This window comes from Rosistilla oblonga (assembly GCF_007751715.1).
GTDB lineage: Bacteria > Planctomycetota > Planctomycetia > Pirellulales > Pirellulaceae > Rosistilla > Rosistilla oblonga.
The window spans coordinates 425,337-445,660 of sequence record NZ_CP036292.1 but is presented as its reverse complement, the minus strand read 5'-3'; the positions used below and the strand labels follow the sequence as shown (position 1 = coordinate 445,660).

The following is a 20,324-nucleotide window of genomic DNA, read 5'->3' as shown; positions in this document are numbered from 1 at the left end:
TTACGAAATGCAACAATTGGCTTGGTACGTTGTATTGATCGTCGCGGGATTTATCGCGGGGACAATCAACACGATCGCAGGAGGCGGTTCTTTCTTGACCCTCCCGGCGCTGATGCTATTTGGGCTCGACCCAAAAATTGCCAACGGTACCAACCGCGTCGCCGTCTTATTCTCCAGCGCCTCCGCAGTTGCTACGTTCAACAAACACGGGTACTTAAACCGATCCCTCGCGCTCGAATTAACGATCCCAACTCTGGCTGGCGTGCCTGTCGGTGCGTTGCTGGCGATCTACCTGCCGTCGGGAATTTTTGAAGCGATCTTTGGTGTGATCTTCCTCTGCATGGCCGTCCTGATCGCCATGAACCCCAAGCGATTGATCGAAACTCGCCAAGCCAGCGACAGGTCGCGATGGGTCACGTCGCCGCTGTTTTTTGCAATCGGCATCTACGTCGGCTTCATCCAAGCGGGCATGGGGATCCTATTGTTAATGGCGATGAGCCTTCTAAACACCGGCGACCTGCTGGCTTCCAATGCGATCAAAAACCTGATCGGCTTCTTAGTCACCCTCGCCGCGGTCGGCCTGTTCGCGGTCTACGGCTATATCGAATGGTTGCCGGGCCTAGCGATGGCGATGGGGAACGTGGTCGGCGGCGTCGTCGGTGCGAAACTGGCGATCAAAAAGGGAAACCGGCTGATCTTTGTCTTCCTGATCGTCGTGATGACGGCATCGGGAGTGAAGATGATTTGGTCGAGCCTCTCCTGAACCAACGACGCTCCACCAATCTACCCAAGAACTCTTCGAAGCGTCGCCTGCGACCAACCGCCTAAACGTACAAGCCTTCGGCGCGGATCGATTCTTCGACAGCTCGCGGCGTGTGATAGCGAATGCTTTTACCCGCACCGATCCGATCGCGCAGCTCGCTGCTCGATAGTTCGATCTGCGGCATCTGCAGAAAGGCAACCTGCCCTGAATCACTGTCGGTCAAAAACGGTTCGATCTCCGCAGCCGTCGCCGCGTCATAGCCGCCACGATTCATGATCGCTGGCTTGGCGATCGCGAAGATCTTTTCAGGCTGCTTCCAGTCGCCGAGCTGACCGACGAGGTCGGCTCCCATCATCAGAAACAGCTCCGCCTGTGGGAACTGTTCACGAATCGCTGTCACCGTATCCAAGGTGTAGCTGACGCCGCCGCGATCGATCTCGACGCGGCTGACTTCAAACGCTTCGTTTCCTCCGATCGCCAATTGCAACATCGCAACCCGCGCCTCGCTCGACGCCACCGGACCGGTTGGCTTCAGCGGCGACATCGCCGCAGGGACGAACAAGACCTTGTCCAGAGAGAGCTGTTCACGAGCCCGCTCTGCCAACATCAGATGCCCATAGTGCACCGGATCAAACGACCCGCCCAGAATCCCAATCCGCATCACCGAAGACCCTCTTAACACTCTCCACCGAAACTCCGCCACCGCCGGATCGAACTATAAGCGACTCGCCACCAAATGTCGCGGGGCCCACGCCAATCGTTTGACTCGCGCCCCCGACAGTCCTCAGGTCCGCACAATTCGTTTAACCGCGTGCCCAACGGGCCGCGCGTCACACGCCAATCGTCGAGGGATGCGCGCCGTCGGCTGAAGCCTCGACTCCAACCCAACCGACTCAATTCGTTTAACCACGTGCCCAGCGGGCCGCGCGTCACACGGCGCCGTCGAGGGGATGCGCGCCGTCGGCTGAAGCCTCGACTCCAACCCAACCGACTCAATTCGTTTAACCGCGTGCCCAGCGGGCCGCGCGTCCCCATCGATCGTTTTACTCGCGTGCGTAACGTCAAGACGCACGGGGCGATGCCCACGCGGTTAAACTAACTTAGATTTGCTTCTCCACCGCTGTTTCATTCACTACGCACAACCTCCACCAATGATAAAACGCATTGCACCGTTGGCGCTCCTGACCGCTGTGTTGATCGGCGTTCTGGCGTACAGCCAACGCGCGACCGGGCCGCTGAAGGTTTCTGGTTTTATCGAAGCCGATGAGATCCGGATCGGGTCGCGCGTCGGCGGACGCGTCGCGGCAGTGCTGGTCGAAGAGGGAGCCACCGTTTCCAAGGGGCAGGAACTGGTGCGGCTGGAACCGTTTGATCTGATCGAATCGCAGCGCGAAGCGGCCGCCCAACTCGCGGCGCGGCAAGCTGATCTCGATCGCTTGGCCGCCGGATACCAGCCCGAAGAGATCCGCCAAGCCAAGGCGCGCGTCGACCAGATCGCAGCTCAACTGGAAAAGCTGACCAACGGCCCGCGACCGGAAGAGATCGCCGCCGCCAAGGGCCGCCAACAAGCGGCGGAAGTCGAACTGACGCTCGCCCAACGTACCCTTGATCGAGCCAGCAATCTCCGCGACAGCAACGCCGTCTCGCAGCAAGAGTACGAAGAGGCGGACGAGAAGATGAAGTCGGCTCGGGCCAACCTGACAGTCCGCAACAACGAACTGCAATTGCTGGAAGCGGGTACGCGGCAGGAGGAACTGGACGAAGCCAAGGCGAAGCTGGCCGAAGCGGAGGCCGCGTGGGAGCTGATGAAAAACGGCTATCGCAACGAATTGGTCCGGCAAGCTGCCGCCGCCCGCGATGCAGCTCAAGCCACGCTCGATGCCATCGGCCAGCGGCTGGACGAACTGGTGATCCGCAGCCCGGTCGCCGGCGTGGTCGAGGCGTTGGAGCTGCAACCGGGCGACCTCGTTAGTGCCAGCGGACCGGTGATGTCGTTGATGGACAACACCAACTTGTGGGTCCGCGCCTACGTCCCCGAAAACCATCTGGACCTTCAGGTCGGCCAGCGGTTGCCGATGAGCGTCGACAGTTTTCCTGACGAGCGGTTCGCGTGCGAGATCAGCTTCATCGCGCGGCGAGCCGAATTCACCCCCAGCAACATCCAGACGCCCGAGGAGCGATCGAAACAAGTCTTCCGCATCAAGGCGACGATCGTCGAAGGGTTGGATCGACTGCGTCCGGGAATGTCCGCCGACCTCTGGCTGGGCGAAATCGAGCAACCGTCAGCGAAGAACGCCGATGAATGAGAACGTTCTTTCGGTGCGAAATCTCTCGCGCAGCTTTGGCGATCTGGTCGCGGTGCAAGACGTCAGCTTCGACGTCCGCAAAGGAGAGATCTTTGGACTGCTGGGCCCCAACGGCAGCGGCAAGTCGACGATCATTCGGATGCTGTTGGGCATCCTCCCGCCCAGCGGCGGCGACGCGACGGTCCTAGGGCACGACGTCCGCACCGAATCGGAACAGATCAAGCATCGCGTCGGTTATATGTCGCAGAGCTTCAGTCTGTACGGCGACCTGACCGCTCGAGAGAACATCGATTTCTACGGACGAATCTACGGGCTCTCGCCGAGCCAATTAGAGCGGCGAGCCGACGAAGTGATCGAGCTCACCGGACTGGGCGACCGTGTCAGCCAGTTCGCCAGCACGCTCTCGGGCGGCTGGAAACAACGGCTGGCTCTGGCCTGTGCCCTGATCCACGAACCCGACCTACTGTTCCTGGATGAACCAACCGCCGGGATCGATCCCGTCGCGCGAAGGCATCTGTGGGATCTGCTGTTCGAACTTTCGGGGCGCGGCGTGACGCTGTTTGTGACGACGCACTACATGGACGAAGCCGAACGCTGCACCGATGTGGGATACATCTATCTATCGCGGCTGCTGGTGCGAGGCAAACCATCGGATTTGAAACGCTTGCCCGACGTGACGCCCACCGGGACGCGGCGCTGCGAAATGCGAATCGATTCGCCAACGGCAAGGCTGTCCGAATTGCGAGAGATCGACGGCGTCCTCGATGCGACGCTGTTCGGCGACACCATCCATCTGCTGCTGGCGGAGGAACTGTCCAATCGCGAACTCCTTTCCCGAATGGAGATCGAACCCAACCTAGTCCAACTGCGGCCGGTCGAACCTTCCCTGGAAGATGTCTTTGTCACGTTGACGCAAGCTGCCGAACGCGATCCCGACAGTTTTCAAGCTCCCTCGCCAACGGAAGCTGCCGCCAACGAAGCGGTTGGCGATTCGGAGCCGCTGCAGAAACCAGGTCCAGCGACGCCCAGCGGATCTCCGCCGCGGCGAAGGTCCAGCGGCCTTGTCGCGGTCCTGACCAAGGAGTTCGCTCACGTCCGCCGCCAGCCATCGACGCTCGTCTTCCTGCTGCTCGTTCCGTTAATGCAGACGATCATTTTCGGATTCGCTCTCGATACGCAGATCGAAAACATCGCGATGGTCGTCTACGATCAGGACGGCCGACGTCAGGGGCGCGAGCTTGTCGACGCGTTTCACAACACGCGGCGATTCACGACGGTCGAGCGAGTGTTGGACGACGAATCGTTCCGCCGCGCGATGACCTCGGGGCGTGCCAGCGTCGGTTTGCGGATACCGCCCAACTACAGCGACCGGATCGTCCGCGGGGAGCAGGTTTCGGTGCAACTGCTGATCGATGGCAGCGATTCCCAAGTCGCCACGACCGCCCTGAACACCGCTCAATTGCTGGGCCTAAATCTGTCGATCGCGATCGCTCAGAACATGAGCGAAAACCTTCACGTGGCTCCCGCCCGAGACGAACTGGGACGCGGTGCGGTTCCGATCGAGATCCGGCCGCGATTGCTGTACAACCCCGACCTCGACAGTTCCCATTTCTTCGTGCCAGGATTGGTCGGCATCATCCTGCAACTGGTGACGGTTTTCCTGACCTCATTCGCCATCGTCCGCGAACGCGAACTGGGGACGCTGGAACAACTGTTTGTTACACCGGTCAGCCGCAGTGGGCTGCTGCTCGGAAAACTGGTCCCCTACGCCGTCCTTGGCTTCATCGCCACGCTGATCGTGCTGTCGGCGATGGTCTTCGTTTTTGGCGTCCCGATCCACGGCAGCCTCACCTTGCTGCTCTGCCTCACGCTGCTGTTCATGACCTGCTCGTTGGGCCTTGGCCTGCTGGTCTCGACGATCTCCAAAACGCAGCTCGAAGCGCTGCAGTTTGCCTTCATGATCATGTTGCCCTCGGTGCTGCTATCGGGATTCATGTTTCCTCGCAGCGAGATGCCTTGGCCGATCTACCTCGCCTCGTTCGGGATCCCGGTAACCTATTACATCGAGATCCTGCGTGGCGTCGTCTTGCGAGGGGCTGACCTGCTGGATTTGCTAGCCCCCGTCGCCGGGCTGTTTCTCTGCAACGTGATCGTACTGGGGCTCAGCCTAGCCCGATTCCGCAAAACGCTCGGCTAGCGAATCGGAGGGGCTTCAGTTGTTTAACCGCATTACGGTTCAATGAAGGAGCCTCGGACCGTCGAAAGAATTCGCGGCGGGATGTAGTGGACGAGGTTACGAGTCCCAGCGGTTTAGTCTGATGCAAAAGGACTCGTAACCTCCTGTCGATTACCCACAAGTCATTGGTCTGGTCCGAAGGCTTGCCAGCAGAGGGCGAAGTCGAGCATTCGCCGCGTGCCTCGCCAGATCACTTCGGCTCCCGGCGGACCGTCGCCTTCGCGGTGATTGTAGCCGCCAAGGGTCGCAAGGACCGGGATGAATTGTGACAGCTCAGGAGCTTGCTTTGGGGGAGCCGTCTTTTCCACCACTTTCCAGACCGACTTCCATTCCGCTTCGCTGAAGACGACATCACAGGGAAGCTCTGGACACTCGCGGCCTAAGAAGGTCACAAACATGATCCGCCATGCGATCACTTTGTAAAACATCAACGCGCGGATCAGTCGGTCTCTCGCTTCGAGTTGAATCTCTTCGACCCGGCAGCCAGTTTTGAAGACTCGAAAGAATACTTCGATTGGCCAACGAGCCACATACAAATCCACAATCCGCAGCGTCTGGGCAATCGTGTCGACCGGCAGAGAACTCAGTAACAGCCAGTCGACTTCGGTTCCGTCGCCTGGGCCATCGATCTCGCTCACCCAAACGACACTGATCTCGACCGGCGGCATCGAAGACTGCTTGTTGTGTGGCGCACGAAGAGTCATCCGTTTCGCTCGAATTTCTAACTTCGCAGTGCGTGCTTCACGGCCGGGGTGTTGTTTGTTTCCTGATCCTTTGGTTCGCTTGGGCGTTTGGGGAAGCTGGACTTCGCGGTAAGCGACCGGCTGGGCGGATGCGATTTCGGCACGCATTTTCCTATAAGCCGCAGGCCCGCCATCGGGGTCTTTCTCCGGCAACGAGCGTTTTCGCTGCGAGCGAATGACGAACTGAGCCGGTGTTTCATGCTGATCGGCTTCGACGAAAATGTCGTAGATGTCTCCTTCGCGATCGGCCAGCGAAACGATCTGAGTTTCAGGACATTTTCCGGCGATCTCGCAGGCCTTGCGATAACCATCGAGCCATCGTTGCCCTTCGCCGGTGTGTAGTGGTTGGCCTTCTCGCTTCTTGCTGGTGCCGAGCGATTCTTTGTCGCGATCGTAGAACTTAACACCGACCACCCCGAGACAAAGTTTCTCCGGCGTGAAGGCGATGTGGGAATGATCGTAAAGTCCACGGCGGCCTAAGCGATCGAGATTGCGGACGCCTTCGGGCGGATGCGCGGTGTAGTCCAGTTCGGTGGTATCTTGTGCGATGCAAACGGTGTCTTGGGCTTTGATTCGTTGGAGTGTCTTTTCAGCGTGAGCCCCGAGAATGGCTTCGGGATCGACGTTGGGGTTATCGAATAGACGGTAGGCGGCTTTGGTTTCGTCCCAGCCATTGCAAGCTTCGTTGATACTGGCCGAAGGGTTGGCCGCCAGCGAGGCGAGCAACGCTTCGGCTCGATCGTTGAGACGTTTGTCTCCAAGTTGAATATCTTGAAATTCGTATGCGATACTGGTCGGTTGCATGCTTTCACCTTGAGATTTCATTGTGCAAAATGAAATACTACAGGCGCAAATACCGTGCCAAAACGAGCTGTTTTTGCGACGACTTGTGGGTAATCAACAGCTCGTAACCTCGTCCACTACGCTTCGTTGACGGCATTGCGGTTAGACAAGATTGACCGTTGTTGTCGAGCGTTGCACCGATGGTAGTGGCGGTGGGCGTGGCTACACCATCTCTTCAAATCGTCTCCGGCAGATTATCCTGAAATGACCGAACTCTCCTTGCCGAACGAATTCATGTCATCCGATTCCGATCCCGCCGCCAACGACCCTCAAGGCTCGCTGTTCAGCCTCGATGGGCCCGCGTGGGAAACCGATGTCCATGAACAGATCACCGTTGCAACGGTCGTCTTTTCGGAAATGCCTTTTGGCCCGTTCGATTACAGCGTTCCCAGCGAACTTGTCGACAGCGTTCGCCCCGGAATGCGATTGCAAGTTCCGCTGGGCAAGCGACGCAAACCGATCACGGGCTGGTGCACGAAAGTCACCGCGACGACGACCGGCGGGATGGCACTGAAACCGATCGATTCCTGCTTCGACGAAAAACCGCTTTGCAACGCCAACCTGATCCAGTTGGTGCTCTGGATGGCGCACTACTACCAGGCGCAACCCGGCCAGGTTTTCGACGCCTTGATTCCGGCGGGAGTGCGGATGGGAGCCGGCACGCGTGCGACCACCTTCTTCACTCCGACGCAACAAGCGCTGGACGACGAGGTCGTGGCGAAACTGCCAGCCAAACAGCAGTATGCGTTGCAGTATCTGATCGCCGCCGCCGAACCGATGACGCTCCGCGATCTGGCCGACCAAGCCGGCTGCACCGAGGGACCGATCCGCCAGCTGTTGCAAAAAAAATTGATCGTGGGCGAGGTCCGCCGCGTGATGACGCCAGGCATCCTGCCGTCGCGGAACAACGTGCTGACCGACGCCCACAGTTTGACCAAAGAACAAGCCGCGGCACTTGCCGAAATCTGCAGCGCACTCGACTCGGGAAAACATTCGACGCTGTTGCTGCACGGCGTCACGGGGAGCGGCAAAACGGAGGTCTACATCCAAGCGATCGAACACCTGCAACGCTTCGGCCGCCAAGCGATCGTGCTGGTCCCAGAGATCAGCCTGACGCCGCAGACTCGCCAACGGTTCCAGGATCGCTTCGAAAGCGTCGCCGTGCTGCACAGCCATATGAGCCCCGTCGAACGGAACCATCATTGGCAACGGATCGCCGAAGGACAGGTTCAAGTGATCGTTGGTGCCCGCAGTGCGATCTTCGCTCCGACGCCTCACCTGGGACTGATCGTGATCGACGAAGAGCACGACGCGTCGTTTAAACAGGACACGATCCCGCGGTATCATGCTCGCGATGTCGCCCGCTACCGAGCGCATCTGGAGGGGATTCCGCTGATTCTCGGATCGGCCACTCCGGCGCTCGAATCGTGGAACGCCGCGAAGAAGGGAATTTACAAACGGATCCCGCTGCATCGACGCGTCGGCGATCGCCCGATGCCTCACGTGCAACTTGTCGACCTGCGACTGAAGGAAGATCGCACCGGCGGATCGATCAGCCGCCCGCTGATGCAAGCGACTCGCGCGGCGTTGGCTAAAGGAGAACAGGCGATCTTGCTGCTGAACCGCCGCGGTTTTGCCACGACGATCCAGTGCCCTTCGTGTGGTCACGTCGTCGCCTGTCCCGATTGCGAAATGCCGCTGACGCATCACCGCGATGGCAGCAAAGCCGTCTGCCACTATTGCGATTACCAGATCGGAACGCCTCCCTGGTGTCCCGAATGCCGATTCGATGGCATCCGTTATTCGGGGCTGGGAACGCAGAAGCTGGAGATGGAAGTCAAGGCAAAGTTCCCCGAAGCGGTCATCGCTCGGATGGACAGCGACACGATGCGACGCCCGGGGAGCCACGAACGCGTGCTGTCGGCATTCCGCAGCGGCGAGATCGACATCCTGCTGGGAACGCAGATGATCGCCAAAGGGCTCGACTTTCCCAACGTCACCCTCGTCGGCGTGATCAATGCCGATTCGGCGTTGCACTTCCCCGACTTCCGCGCCGCCGAGCGGACGTTCCAATTAGTCACTCAGGTTGCTGGCCGCGCGGGCCGTGGAGATGCTGGGGGCGAAGTCGTCGTGCAAACCTATACGCCCGAGCATCCGGCGATCCAAGCCGCCTCGCAACACGATTATTTCCAGTTCGCCGAAGAGGAACTGCAGCAACGCCAGAAGTTCGCCTATCCGCCATTTGGCCGTATCGCCCGGATCATCATCCGCGGCAGCGAGGAGACCTTAACCGAAGCTTTCGCCGACAACTTGGTCAGCAGCCTGGAACGGGCTCGCGATGCACAACAAGCCGAAATTAGAATCCTCGGCCCCGCACCGCCGCCGATCGCCAAACTGCGTGGCAAATACCGATTCCATATCCTACTGCAGTGTCCCGATGCGGGATCTCTGGGAAATGTGATCCGCGCCGCAACTAGCGAACATCGATCGGGCGAAGACATCCAATACGTTGTCGACATCGATCCGCTGGATATGCTTTAGAAAACCCCACTCACAGGAATGACATGACAATGCTTGGTCTTCTCGCCATCGGACTGGTTACTTTCGTTATCATCGCAGCCGCTGTGCTGATGGTTTACGGCGGAAACAAGAAATGACGCAGCGCGGTCATCGGGATCTCAAACTCCCGACTCGCTCATTTAATTAGATTGCTCGACAAATTCAGCTCACAACCCGCTATGAAAACAGCTGCGGGATCACGTTGCCATCGCGGACCAGCGTGATCGGGCGGCCCGTTTCGGTGTGATATTCCTTCGTCGGATCGATCCCCAGATTGTGATAGAAGCTGGCCGCGACGTCGTCAGGGGTGATCGCTTCATGTCGCGGAGCTGATGCGGTGTCGTCGCTCTCGCCGATCACCTGGCCGCCGCGGACGCCGCCACCCGCCATCAGCATGAACATGCAGCGTGGGTAGTGATCGCGGCCACCTTCGGCCGAACGGGTGTTGATCTTCGGAGTCCGCCCGAACTCGCCGGTCACAAAGACCGCTGTCGATTCCAACAGCCCCTTGGCTGCCAACGAATTCAGAAGTCCGCTGAGCCCGGCATCAAATTGCGGCAACAGCCCCGTCTTCAACTTGGTCCAGTTGTCGACATGCGTATCCCAGCCGCCGAGCGTTAGCCCCACAAACCGCACTCCCGACTCCACCAACCGCGTCGCCAATAGACAGCTTTGGCTGAAGGTTTGATCGTCGAACATCTTGGTGATGTTTTCCGATTCCTTGCTGATGTCAAAAGCCTGCCGCGTGCGTGTCGACGTGATCATCGAATAGGCTTGCTCGCTGAAGCGATCGAGTCCCTGCAGCAAGGAGCTCGATTTTTCGATCGACGCCATACGCCGATCCAAGCTGCTCAACAGATCTTGGCGACGACGCATCTGATCGACCGTCATCCCGTTGGCCAGCTTGATGCCACGGACAGCAAACGGCTGCCCGGCTCGAGGCGTTGCGTTGGTATTCAGCGGCGCGTACTGAACTCCCAAGAAACCGGGACGTTGATTGATATTGGGGACCGCCACAAATCCAGGGATCTCGCGATCGCCGGGGCGTTCCATCGAGACGACCGATCCGAAACCGGGATACTCCAACGAAGGCAGCGGACGCGAACCGGTGTTCACATATTCTTGCCCCAACGCGTGAGCGGCCAGCGTGTGATTGACACCACGCAGAATCGCAAACTTGTCGGCACAGCCGGCCAGCTTGGGCAGGTGCTCGGAAAATTCGATCCCCGGCACGTTCGTCTTGATCGGTTGGAATGGACCGCGAACCTTGTCATCGGCTGCGGGCTTCAGATCGAAGGTGTCCATGTGCGACGGACCGCCGGGCAGGTTGATGAAAATCGCCGATGTCGCCTTGGCACCCGCTTGAACCTCGCCCGCCTCGGCGATACTCAGATAGTTCGTCAGCGAGAACCCACCTGCAGCCAACGCTCCCACTCGCAGCACATCGCGTCGGCTGACACCATCACACGTTTTTGAGATACCCATCGACTATCGCTCCAAATTTCTTATCACACCGATCTAAACTTGCGTCTTCATTCTGCTTGCGTCACCCGAAGGCATCAGTGATTCAACACAAACTCTTTTGTGTTCAACAACGCCCACAAAAGATCGCCCACACCGCTGGCAACGGAATCGCCCGCTTCGATATAAGCCAGCGAGCTACTCAATTCCTCCGGCTCCGGATAACGTGCGACGGTTCGCAGATAGGCCTGCTGGACCAAGCTGGTCAATTGTTCGCTGTCCAGCTTTGCCGCCTTGCCAGCGACAACGTCCTGGACTTCGCCCGTTTGCAATGCTTTGATTCGCCGGTTGACTTGAGCGATCTGCTTGGTCAATCGAGCGGTCTTGTTTTTCAGCTGCTCCTCCGAACTGGAGGCATTCTTTTCCACCTTGGCGAGCGTCTGGACCAGTTCCTGCCGACGCTTCTTCAGCATCGTAATTTGACGCTGCCGCGCCGCATTGCCTTGTTGCTTCGCTTTCGCCATCGCCGCGTCGCCAACCAGCATCGGCTGGCCCAAGCTCTTCATCTGCTCAGCCAGCCAACCATTGCGGTCGTACAGCCGATTGGTGACATCCTCATCGTTTTGCAGATAAACCGTTTGCAGCAGGTTCGGATCTTCGGACCGGTCGCAATCGCAATTCGATTCGCGAATCGAACGGCCAAAGACCTGCAAGGCGTACGACGAGCCGCGGCCGTTGTTGCGAGGACTGCTCGAAGCAATCCCCACCGCGCGACCGTCGCGGCTGCTGCACAGCTGAGCCGCCTGCTTGTCATTAGCTGTCGCAACCAAGATCGCGTCGTAAAGCGTTTCGGCGGGCAGTCGTCGCGGCACAAAGTGGCTGAAATTGCGAACGTCCAACGCGTTGGTGTCGTTCGTCTGCCAGCTTCGTTGATACGCATCGCTGCCGACGATCGTGCGGTGCAGCCACTTCATGTCGTATCCGCTTTCGACGAACCCATCGGCAAGATAGTCCATCAGCGGAGCATTGCTTGGCGGATTGGCGAGATTCAAATCGTCGACCGGATCGACGATCCCGCTGCCAAAATAATTTGCCCATACGCGGTTTACGATCGCTTTGGCGAAGTAGGGGTTGTTAGGATCGCGGAGCCACTGCATCAGTTGCTCTCGCGCCATCCCATCCAGTTCGACGTAGTCGCCTCCCAACAGCTTGGCCGTCGGCGGCTCGACCACTCGACGCGCTTTCTGCCCTGGCTTGCGAACCATTTTGGCATTGCCGCGAACCGGGCGTTCGACGATCTCGGGGAACGGAATCACCGCCCCCTTACTGAATTCCTTTTGCAACTCTCTGCGAAGCTGGTTCCCCTTCAGGTCGGAATCCATCTTCGTCATCATCGCTTCATACTGTTCCAAGTCCTCCTTGTCGCGCGGCTTCTGCCTGAGTCCTACCGTTTGAAACAGATTCTTGAATTCATCGAAGTCCTGTTTGGACCATTGGTCGAAAGGATGTTTGTGGCACTGAGCACATTGGATCCGGATACCTAAAAAGGAATACGCAAATCCGATCGCTCGGTCTTCGGTCTGTCGGAAATTGCGACGCGCCCAGAAATAGGTCAGTCCAGGGCGATCGGCAAACCCGTCCATCTCGCCATTGCGACACGCGGCCCCCATCGCTTCGCAATACTCTCGATACGATTCCCCCTCCGCACGCGATTGAGCGACGACGATCCCTTCGACCATTTCGTCATAGGGCATGTTTTCTTCGACGCGGCGATGGATCCATTCATACCAATGTTGCGTCGGTGCCTGACGGATCGGTGAGACGTTGTTCAGTTGAGCATCGCTATTGCCGGTCCAGTCGCAGAACCGAGTCGTCCACCAAGCGGCATAACCGGGGCTGGAGAGCAGTTCTTCGACCTTGCGTTGACGCTTGCCGCTGCTGTTGTCAGCGATGAACGCCGCCGCGTCGGCCGCGGTTGGCAGCGTCCCCGAGATGTCGAGGCTCGCCCGTCGCAGGAACTCCGCGTCGGAGCAGATCTCCGACGGCACGATCCCCAGCTTTTGCAGCTTGACCGCGATCAAGCGATCGATCTCGGTCCGCGTTTCCAGCTGCGGATAGTCGTCGCCGGTCAATTCCGAAACAGGCCGAATCACCGTGACCGGAACGACCGCATTGTCGTAAGAAACGACGACATGCGTGTCACCCACGCCGGTGCAGGTGACGTTCCCCGTCTCATCGATTGTCGCGATCGCGTCGTCGTTGGTGTGGAACCGGCACAGACCGGTGACCTCTTCACGCGTGCCATCTTCCCAATGAGCTACCGCCCGCAATGAAGTCGTTTGTTTGTCTTGATCGAACAGAATCTCTGCCGGGCCAACTTCCAAGCGTTCCAGTTTTTTGCGTTGCTTGGCATCGTAGTTTGCTCCGGCCGCGATCCACGTTCGCAGCACGCGATACTCCCAGCCGTCTTTGTCGAATCGCTTGCCACCTTCGTGCATGTCCTCATCGATCGGCTTGGCCAAAACCAAGCTTTCGTCGGCGTCGGCGGTATCGATCCGCCCCGAATCGGCTTCGAGCATCGCCTTGTGATCGGCTTCGAAATCGTAGCCGAACAGCGACAGCATGAAACCGCCACGCCCCTGGAACGATCCGTGGCAGGAACGACCGTTGCAGCCCAATCGTCCCATCAGGGGACTGATGTGCTTTTGAAAGTCGGGGATCTCGGAGGTCTCGTTGCTGACGGCAAATCGCGTGCTCAACTCCGGCAGGACGGAATCGTCGCCAAGCGTATCGGGCTTCGCCGCAAACGCCACGCTGGCGACCAACATCGCCGCCGCACAACAGGCCGCTCGACTGGAAACGATCCATTGATCAAGACCGATTCGATGCATCATTTGTCGCTCTTTCATTGGGAAATCCGAGACGGGTTATTTGTTTTCTGGCGTTTTGGGATCAGCCGCGGGCTTCGGCTTGGCGTTCTTCTTCGTCCGCGAAGCGGCATTGGGGCGGGCCTGTTTGGCATCCAGTCGCCGAATCGCCCCGGCATACGCTTTGTCCGCATTCTTCTGAACGTCGACGTTCTCCAGCTGATTGGTCAGCCGTTGCAGTTGGGTCTGCAGGCGAGCGATCCGCTCGGTCAACCGAGCCTTATCGTGCCGCGCCCTCGCCACCCGAGCCTGCTCGCGACTGGCAAGCGACCTCCGCAACTGCGCTCGCGTCTTTTCGTTATCGCGAACCTGCAACTGAGCCAACGCGATGTCGACTCGCGTCTGCCATTGCAGGAAGGTGAGTTCCAATTCAAATCCGTCGGGGTCGCGCTGCTGCAGCTGTTCCAACCGCCGTGACGTTCGCGCAAGGTCGCCGATCGCTTTTTGGTATTCCTTGGCAGAGTGTTTCTTCAACGAAGCAAGCACCGACTCCAACTCGGGCAGATGCGATTTCACGAACTCCGTCACTCGGCGTTCACCTTCGACAGGCGGCTCCGCAGCGGAACCATCGGCTTGAGCGATCGCGTCGCGTGAGAGATCGTATTCCGCGGAAAGATTGCCCGCGGCGACAAGCAACAACAGGATGCAAGCCACTGCGCCGCGCCAGTTCGACAAAATGTTAACCTCGTTCATGATCGGTCCCTTCGTCTGATGTGGAATCGCCGGTGCGTTCGACCTGCGCGACACCAAGGCTCAACCAAGAAGGGACTTCGTCGACGGTGGTATCAAAGTCGATCACGGTCGCATCCTGCCCGACGTCGAGATCGTCGCCGCGAAAGACGACGCGATTCTCTGCCCAGGCGTGAGCGACTAAGGCATCGTCGACTCCACCACCGTTGGTCCGACTGGCCTGCGGTGCATGCCCAACCGGTGCAAACCAAATCACAAACAGCACCAACGCGGCCAGGCTCGCCAACACGCCAGCCACTCGCAGGAACGAGGTCGACGTGCGAGCCGCGGCCACGGTCGGTTGATCGGCGATCGATTGGCAAGCCTCTCCCAGATCGACCAACAAATCGGCTTGCTGGGCGATACACTCCAACAACTCGGGCGACGACTGCATCTGCAATTCAAACGCTTGCAGATCGTCCCCCTGCAGTTCGTCGAGCAGATACAGCCGACATCGATCGATCTGTTCTTGGTTACTCATAGCTGTCACAGTCTTCAAATTCTTAACGGTTCAATTTTCAAAAGCTCGGCGACGGTTCGGCCACTGCCTACAAGTCTTCGCCCAATTGCTGGCTCAACTTTCGCAGCGCCGTCTGCATTCGCCCCAACGCCGTCCCCAGCGGGATCTGCAATTGGTCGGCGATCTCGCGAAACCTCAACCCTTCGACGATCCTTAATCTGACGATCACTTGCAGTTCCTCGGGCAACTGCGACAACTCGCGCCGCACCTGCTGCAATCGCTCCTGGCGAAGCAACCGATCGACTGGCGAATCGTGCCCCGCCGACGCGTGCTGCAATTCTTCCGCCGATTCCATCGGCCCCGCCAATTTGCGACGGCGAAACAACTGCATCGCTTCGTTGTAAGCCACGCGGAACAGCCAAGCTCGGCGAGTTCCAGCAGCCGAAGCGCCCCCTTTCTCTTGGAGGATCGCAAAGGTCGCTTGCAAACAGTCTTGGGCGTCGTCAGCGCTCCCCGTCAAACCTGTCAGAAACCGCAACAACGACGCCGCATGCTGCGCGTACAACTGCGCCGCCTGGTCGGCACTCAATCGTGTCGATTCGCGTTGGTTCACTCGGTTTTCACTTGGCGGACAGGCACTGGCACAAACCTAGATGCTTGGCGGCGGGAGTTTATTGTCGCGGTGCGAAAAGAATTTGGAAAAAATGCGAATCGCTAAGATGAATCCGCCCCAAACCGAACGATTTTAGCGTAGCGGCCGTCGCCGAACGCCACGATCGGCGGCCTGCTGGGCTGTAATAATCGGCAAAAAACCTCTATTCTGCCTGTTCACGCACCCTCCGTTTCCCTATCGCAACCGATCACGAGACCCCCATGGCTGACACAGACAAGAAGAAGTGGATTGGCTTCGACCTAGGCGGCACGAAAATGCTGGCGGTTGTTTACGATCATGACCTCAAGCCGCTGGGCCGGCGTCGGCGTCGCACCAAAGGGAATTCGGGAGCGGAATCGGTGATCGAACGGATCATCGGTGCGATCGAGCGGGCGATGGAAGAGACCGATACGAAGGTCGAAGAGATCGCTGGCATCGGCATCGGTTGCCCCGGCCCCGTCGACCCGAACACCGGATTGGTCCACGTCTGCGTCAACCTGGGCTGGGAAAACGTCAACATCGGCAAGATCCTTCACAAACAATTCGGCTGCCCCGTGCATGTGCTGAACGATGTCGATGCGGGCGTCTACGGCGAATATGTCGACGGAGCGGCGAAGAAGTCGCGATGCACCGTCGGCATTTTTCCAGGGACCGGAATCGGCGGCGGATGCGTTTACGAAGACACCATCCTGCACGGTGCCGACATCAGTTGCATGGAGATCGGACACACCCGGATCAGCAGCGGATCGCGAACCAGCGGCTACGATCTGTCGGGGACTTTGGAAGCCGAGGCGAGCCGGTTGGCGATCGCAGCCGAAGCGGCCAAAGCGGCTTACCGCGGGATGGCACCTCATCTCTACAAAGAAACCGGCATGGATCTCTCGGAGATTCGCAGCGGTGCGTTGGCCGATTCGGTCAAGCATGGCGACACCGAAGTCAAAGAGTTGATCGAAGAGGCTTCGCGGACGATCGGACTGGCCGTCGTGAACATCGTCCACTTGCTGGCTCCCGACACGATCGTGATGGGTGGCGGATTGGTCGAAGCGATGCCCGATCTGATTATCGGCACCGTCACGCGAACCGCGAAGAAATCGGTGCTGGCACCCTACAAAAATCGCTTCCGCGTCGTGCAAGCCGAACTGGGAGACGACGCGGCTGTGCTGGGCGCTGCCGCTTGGGCCAGGAAACGGACGCCCGTCGCACCGACTGCCGCTCCAGAGCCGACTCCAGCAGAGCCGAATCCGCCAGCGGCAACCTAAGCGACGCGTGTGCGACGGCATCAACTGCCGCCTTGGACCCATCATCCGCTCGCCTCGTTTTCGTCGATCGAAGACCGCAGCGAGCGCGATCTGCGATCAACGATATCACCGCAAACCGGATGACCTGACATGTTCGCTGCCATCACCGATCACTGGCTGCTGCTGACAATTGGCGGAACCGTTGGCCTGCTGCTGATCGTCGCGATCTACGACACGATGCAGCGGAAGCATACGATCCTGCACAACTTCCCGATCGTTGGACACATCCGATATTGGCTGGAGATGATCGGTCCAGAGATGCGGCAATATTGGGTCGCCAACGACAAAGAGGAGATGCCGTTTAATCGCGATGAGCGGAGCTGGGTCTACGCGTCGGCCAAAGGCGAGAACAGCAACTTCGGTTTCGGCACGACCGAGCAGATCTATAGCATCGGATACCCGATCATCAAACACGCTGTCTTTCCGTTTCCCGAACACAAAGCGGAATACATCAGCGACGACAAGACAGCGATTCCCTGCCTGAAGATCATGGGGCAATCGCACGATCGGGCACGGCCCTACCATCCGCAATCGGTGATTAACATCTCCGCCATGTCGTTTGGCTCGCTCGGCTCCAACGCCGTCTCGGCGATGAACATCGGCGCCCGCGAAGCCCACTGTTTTCACAACACTGGCGAAGGAGGGATCAGCCCTTACCATGGCCACGGCGCGGATATCATGTGGCAGATCGGAACCGGATATTTCGGGGCTCGCGACGAGACGGGACGGTTTTCGCTGGACGTGCTGGCCGAGCGCGTCGAAGCCAACGAATCGATTCGCTGCATCGAAGTCAAACTCTCCCAAGGAGCCAAACCGGGCAAAGGCGGAATCCTGCCTGGCAAAAAGGTCTCCGCCGAGATCGCCGCAACGCGCGGGATCCCGATCGGTCGCGATTGCATCTCTCCCAACGCTCACTCCGAATTCGATACCGTCGACGAACTGATCGACTGGATCGAACGGATCGCCGCTCGCACCGGACTGCCGGTGGGAATCAAAAGCGCGATCGGATCGACCGGCTTTTGGCACAAGCTGGCCGGACGGATGCGGGAGCGTGGCGAAGGCCCCGACTTCATCACGATCGATGGTGCCGAAGGAGGAACCGGAGCGGCGCCGCTGACCTTCTCCGATCACGTCTCACTGCCATTTAAGATCGGATTCGCTCGCGTCTACCCGATCTTCCAAGCCCAAGGAATCTCCAAGGACATCGTCTGGTTTGGCAGCGGAAAATTGGGCTTCCCCGACCGCGCAGTGATCGCGTTTGCGATGGGCTGCGACGCGATCCAAATCGCCCGCGAATCGATGCTGGCGATCGGATGCATCCAAGCCCGCAAGTGCCACACCGACCACTGCCCCGCGGGCGTCGCGACCCAGAACCGCTGGCTGCAAGCGGGACTGGACGTCGACGACAAAGCAAAGCGAATGACCCGCTACATCCAAAGCTTCCGCAAGGAACTGCTGTCGCTATCGTACGCGTGCGGGTACCAACATCCCTGCCAATTCAATGGCCGCGAGATCGAATTCAGCACCGGAGTCAACAAGTTTTCCAAGCTGCACGACGTGCTGGGCTACACGCGCGATGGCACCGGATTAAAAGAGACGCGAGCCAGCAACGCGACCGAGCCGACGCTGGTCGAATAGCTTGCCAGCCGCCTTATTCGGCGGAATCGCTGGGCAGCTTACCGAACGCCCGGACGACGGCATACGTTGCGACGCAGCCGACGATCAACATCCACCACGGCGAGACGCCAAGGCTGGTGGGGAGCGAGCCAAACAAAATCGAAACGCCCGCCGCCAGCAGCGCGTAGGGGATCTGAGTCTTGACGTGCGCGATGTGATCGCATCCGCTGGCCTGGCTCGACAAGACCGTCGTATCGGAAATCGGCGAGCAGTGATCGCCAAAGATCGCACCCGACAAGACAGCTCCCGCCGTGGCATACAGGATCGTGGGATCGCTCGAACTGGCGATCGCGATCGGGATCGACAGCGGCACCAGCAAGCCCATCGTTCCCCAACTGGTTCCCGTCGCAAACGCGACGACTCCCGAAACGACAAAGACCAGCGTCGGAATCCAGACCGACGAGACATTGGCCTCGCGAATCCAATCGCCAAGAAAACCCTGAGTGTCCAGAAAATCGGCGGTCGTCAGCCGCGATAGCGTCCACGCCAACAACAGCACCACCATCGCTGGCATCAACTGACGCATCCCGTCGAACGCTCCGACAATCAACGGCCCGATCGATTTCGCACCGCACCAATAGGTCGTCGTCAACGACAGCAGCAAACCGACAAGCCCACCCCAGATCAGCGCGTTGTAGGGATCGGCATTGCCAACATACTGGCCCCAGTACCTCAGCAGACCCACGTCGGGATCCTCGACGCTGCCGGTTCGATACAGCGCAAACAAGATCGCGCCGATCGTTGCGGCGATCGTCACGATAGCGGTCCAAGCGGGAGCATCGTGCAACTGCGGCAAACTGCTCTCGCGAACATCCTCCGGTTCCTTGGCGGCACCATCTTCCGCCGCCTTCATCGGCCCGAAATCGCGTCCCGTCGCCGCAATCACAACGACAAGCACCAGGGCAAAGATCGGGTAGAAACGATAGGGAAGCGATTGCAAAAAGAGATCAAACCCGCTGAGCCCCTGCGGATTCCCCTGAGCCGCCAGGCCTTCGCTCATGTAACTGATCTCGGTCGCAACCCACGTGCTGACCAACGACAGTCCCGCCACCGGCGCGGCGGTCGAATCGACCAGATAAGCCAGCTTTTCGCGAGACAATCGCATCCGATCGGCCGTCGACCGCATCGTCGTTCCGACCAACAGCGTGTTCGCGTAATCGTCGAAGAAGATCAGCATCCCACACAGCCAGATCAGCAACTGGCCGCCGCAACGCGTCTGCACATGCATCGCCAACCGCAACACAAGACTCCGCATCGCCCCGCCGGCATGCAGGATCCCGACCAAGGCGCCGAAGAGCATCGTGAAATAGAAGACGCGCAGATGATCCGAAGTGGCGAGCGCTGAGAGCGAATCGCCAGCACCGCGAAAGTCGAGCGAAACAACCGAGACAAGTGCGGCAAAGGGATCCAGCGAGCCACCGCCGGTGACCGCATACCAGAGGTGATCCTCGACCATCGACCAAGGCGTGTCGACGAACATCCGTTGCGACAAAGACCGTGACTGATCGCCGGCGAACTGCAAGATCGCAACGCCGACAAAAACAGCAAGAACTAACGAGGGGATCACTCGACGCGTGAAGATCGCCAGCAGAATGGCGACAAGCGGAGGGAGCAGCGAGAGCCAGCCGAAGTCCATGGATTCGCGATCCCGCGGGAGCCGAAGCTTAGGC

Annotated in this window: 14 protein-coding genes; 6 read left to right on the top strand and 8 right to left on the bottom strand. The window is 59.2% G+C overall.

Translation table 11 applies throughout. The features are described from left to right. The first annotated feature begins 7 nt into the window (after positions 1-7). Entirely contained in the window at positions 8-763 is a 756-nt protein-coding gene (locus CA51_RS01575; RefSeq protein WP_145117385.1) for a sulfite exporter TauE/SafE family protein, read from the top strand. A 61-nt stretch (positions 764-824) separates the two neighbouring features. Here the strand turns inward: CA51_RS01575 and nadD are convergent, their stop codons facing one another. After that, positions 825-1,424 (bottom strand): nicotinate-nucleotide adenylyltransferase, encoded by a 600-nt coding sequence (nadD, locus tag CA51_RS01570; protein ID WP_145117384.1) that lies wholly within the window; start codon positions 1,422-1,424, stop codon positions 825-827. A gap of 490 nt (positions 1,425-1,914) precedes the next feature. On the opposite strand from nadD, the gene CA51_RS01565 reads away from it, so the two are divergent. Together CA51_RS01565 and CA51_RS01560 are read left to right on the top strand one after the other, a co-directional pair. Beyond that, positions 1,915-3,069: an HlyD family secretion protein gene (locus tag CA51_RS01565; protein ID WP_145117383.1), complete on the top strand. Its 1,155-nt coding sequence runs from the start codon at positions 1,915-1,917 to the stop codon at positions 3,067-3,069. Then, complete coding sequence (locus CA51_RS01560; RefSeq protein WP_145117382.1) at positions 3,062-5,266, top strand: ABC transporter permease; 2,205 nt, start codon at positions 3,062-3,064, stop codon at positions 5,264-5,266. Before CA51_RS01565 ends, CA51_RS01560 begins: the two co-directional genes overlap by 8 nt. Before the next feature lie 161 nt (positions 5,267-5,427). On the opposite strand, the gene CA51_RS01555 is transcribed toward CA51_RS01560, so the two are convergent. Continuing rightward, the gene (locus tag CA51_RS01555) at positions 5,428-6,852 is read right to left on the bottom strand and encodes an IS4 family transposase (protein ID WP_197451512.1); all 1,425 of its coding nucleotides are present in this window, start codon (positions 6,850-6,852) and stop codon (positions 5,428-5,430) included. 243 nt (positions 6,853-7,095) lie between these two features. Here CA51_RS01555 and priA point away from each other — a divergent pair, with 243 nt between their 5' ends. Continuing rightward, positions 7,096-9,432 (top strand): replication restart helicase PriA, encoded by a 2,337-nt coding sequence (gene priA, locus CA51_RS01550; protein ID WP_145117380.1) that lies wholly within the window; start codon positions 7,096-7,098, stop codon positions 9,430-9,432. Positions 9,433-9,627: 195 nt separating this feature from the next. Here the strand turns inward: priA and CA51_RS01545 are convergent, their stop codons facing one another. The 5 genes from CA51_RS01545 to CA51_RS01525 form a co-directional block, all read right to left on the bottom strand. After that, positions 9,628-10,935: a DUF1501 domain-containing protein gene (locus CA51_RS01545; RefSeq protein WP_145117379.1), complete on the bottom strand. Its 1,308-nt coding sequence runs from the start codon at positions 10,933-10,935 to the stop codon at positions 9,628-9,630. 74 nt (positions 10,936-11,009) lie between these two features. Further along, a complete protein-coding gene (locus CA51_RS01540) occupies positions 11,010-13,820 on the bottom strand; it encodes a DUF1549 and DUF1553 domain-containing protein (RefSeq protein ID WP_231745929.1) in 2,811 nt (936 codons plus the stop codon). 18 nt (positions 13,821-13,838) lie between these two features. After that, positions 13,839-14,531, bottom strand: coding sequence for a hypothetical protein (locus CA51_RS01535; protein WP_145117378.1), 693 nt, complete (start codon positions 14,529-14,531; stop codon positions 13,839-13,841). After that, the gene (locus CA51_RS01530) at positions 14,518-15,048 is read right to left on the bottom strand and encodes a hypothetical protein (RefSeq protein WP_145117377.1); all 531 of its coding nucleotides are present in this window, start codon (positions 15,046-15,048) and stop codon (positions 14,518-14,520) included. Before CA51_RS01530 ends, CA51_RS01535 begins: the two co-directional genes overlap by 14 nt. Before the next feature lie 67 nt (positions 15,049-15,115). After that, a complete protein-coding gene (locus CA51_RS01525) occupies positions 15,116-15,640 on the bottom strand; it encodes an RNA polymerase sigma factor (RefSeq protein ID WP_145117376.1) in 525 nt (174 codons plus the stop codon). A 260-nt stretch (positions 15,641-15,900) separates the two neighbouring features. On the opposite strand from CA51_RS01525, the gene CA51_RS01520 reads away from it, so the two are divergent. Further along, positions 15,901-16,938 carry an ROK family protein gene (locus CA51_RS01520; RefSeq protein WP_145117375.1) on the top strand — a complete coding sequence of 346 codons (1,038 nt, stop codon included), beginning with the start codon at positions 15,901-15,903 and terminating at the stop codon, positions 16,936-16,938. 129 nt (positions 16,939-17,067) lie between these two features. Beyond that, positions 17,068-18,615, top strand: a complete 1,548-nt coding sequence (locus CA51_RS01515) for an FMN-binding glutamate synthase family protein (RefSeq protein ID WP_145117374.1) — start codon at positions 17,068-17,070, stop codon at positions 18,613-18,615. Positions 18,616-18,628: 13 nt separating this feature from the next. On the opposite strand, the gene CA51_RS01510 is transcribed toward CA51_RS01515, so the two are convergent. Further along, the gene (locus CA51_RS01510) at positions 18,629-20,290 is read right to left on the bottom strand and encodes a Na+/H+ antiporter NhaC family protein (RefSeq protein ID WP_145117373.1); all 1,662 of its coding nucleotides are present in this window, start codon (positions 20,288-20,290) and stop codon (positions 18,629-18,631) included. Between the last annotated feature and the right edge of the window lie 34 nt (positions 20,291-20,324).